The organism is Pseudoduganella sp. RAF53_2 (genome assembly GCF_052113985.1).
In the GTDB taxonomy this organism is placed as follows: domain Bacteria; phylum Pseudomonadota; class Gammaproteobacteria; order Burkholderiales; family Burkholderiaceae_D; genus Rugamonas.
Genome location: NZ_JBFRDW010001028.1, coordinates 1 through 1,269, shown reverse-complemented (window position 1 = coordinate 1,269; position 1,269 = coordinate 1). Strand labels below are relative to the sequence as shown.

Annotated in this window: 1 protein-coding gene; it reads left to right on the top strand. The window is 65.9% G+C overall.

The window, feature by feature from the left end:
* Positions 1-27 precede the first annotated feature (27 nt).
* On the top strand, positions 28-1,185 hold the full coding sequence (locus AB4Z11_RS32055) for a GGDEF domain-containing protein (RefSeq protein WP_442030262.1): 1,158 nt from the start codon (positions 28-30) through the stop codon (positions 1,183-1,185).
* Positions 1,186-1,269 lie beyond the last annotated feature (84 nt).

Here is a 1,269-nt window from a genome sequence, read left to right as displayed (position 1 = left end):
ATCTGACCGCGGCTCCGCCGCCAAGCAATGGATATCAAAACCCTGGTTCTGGCACTGGCGCTGGGCAATCTGAGCCTGTGCGCCGCCCTGTTTTTCTTTGAGTACGAAAGCAAGAAGTCGCTGACGCTGTCCACCTGGGCGGTGGCCAAGCAGTGCCAGGCCGTGGCCTGGTTCCTGCTGTACTTCCGCGGCGTGGTGCCGGAATGGCTGTCCGGACCGGCGGCCATGGCCATCCTGCTGGCGGGCTTCGCACTCGATGCCGGCGCCCTGTGGGAAGCGGCCAGCAAGCCGGGATGGCGGCGCGTGCTGCTGCCGGGGCTGGGCGCCGCGGTGGCGGTGCTGCTGGCGCTGCACGTTCTGGATGCCGATCCGGGCCTGCGGATTGCGGCCGGCTCGCTGCTGGTGGCGGCGTTCTTCCTGTCCGGCGTGGCGGCACTGGCGGTCGCCTGGCGTGGCGGCAGCATGCTGCGCCGTTTCCTGATTGTCGCCATGTTCGTGCTGACCGTGGTGGTGGCCGTGCGCGGCGCGCTGACGGCGCTGTTCCCGCTCGGCTTGTCCTGGCTCAGCCCTCCGGCCATGCAGATGTTCGGCTTCGGCGCCTTCTATCTGATGATGCTGACCAATGCCTTCGGCTACCTCCTGCTGTCGCGTGAGAAGCTGCAGGGCGAGCTGGCGCGGCTGGAAATTGTCGATCCTTTGACCGATGTGCCGAACCGCCGCGGTTTTTATCAGGCGCTGGCGCCGTGGATGGCGCTGGCGCGCCGTCCGGGCCAGCCAACTGCCCTGATTTTGCTCAGCCTTGACCAGTTCAAGCGCGTCAACGACAGCTATGGCCATCATGCGGGCGATGCGGCGCTGAAAGCCATGGTCGATACCTGCAAACGCCAGCTGCGCGATAGCGATCAGATCGGACGTCTGGGCGGCGCCGAATTTGCCATCCAGCTGCCGCGTACCTCGCTGGAAGACGCCAAAATGGTGGCGGGGCGCATTCGCACTGCCATTTCCTCGACGCCGGTGAAGACCGAGCGCGCCTTGATCAATCTCACGGCCAGCATGGGCGTGACCACCATCCGCGCCGAGGACAGCACCGTCAGCCTGTTCAAGCGCGCCGACGAAGCCCTGCAATCCGCCAAGCTGCGCGGCGACAACCAGATCGCCGAAGCTAGCCAGCCGGCTGAGGCATAAGGAACCCGAGGCGTGAACCCGGTGCCTGCCACGCCGTGGCAGGCACCAGCCTTTCTGTCGCTGGTTTTGTCATTACCCCGTAAC

Coding starts and splice junctions, on each gene's coding strand:
- AB4Z11_RS32055 (WP_442030262.1), top strand. CDS start 28: ATGGATATCAAAACCCTGGTTCTGGCACTGGCGCTGGGCAATCTGAGC.